Here is a 292-nt window from a genome sequence, read left to right as displayed (position 1 = left end):
CCATCGTCTACGCCTTGCGGCCTCGACTTAGGTCCCGACTAACCCTGGGAGGACGAGCCTTCCCCAGGAAACCTTAGTCATTCGGTGGATCAGATTCTCACTGATCTTTCGCTACTCATACCGGCATTCTCACTTCTAAGCGCTCCACTAGTCCTTGCGATCTAGCTTCACCGCCCTTAGAACGCTCTCCTATCACGCGACCTATTGGTCGCATCCACAATTTCGGTGGTATCCTTAGCCCCGGTACATTTTCGGCGCAGAATCACTCGGCTAGTGAGCTATTACGCACTCT

Annotated in this window: 1 rRNA gene; it reads right to left on the bottom strand. The window is 53.4% G+C overall.

What is annotated here, in order from left to right:
- Window positions 1-292: ribosomal RNA gene (locus CES82_RS12140) — 23S ribosomal RNA — on the bottom strand; the annotation flags it as partial.

The sequence above is a fragment of the Secundilactobacillus silagincola genome (assembly GCF_002583405.1).
GTDB lineage: Bacteria > Bacillota > Bacilli > Lactobacillales > Lactobacillaceae > Secundilactobacillus > Secundilactobacillus silagincola.
Note: the sequence above shows the minus strand (reverse complement) of the source record. Positions and strands in the feature narration are given on the sequence as shown.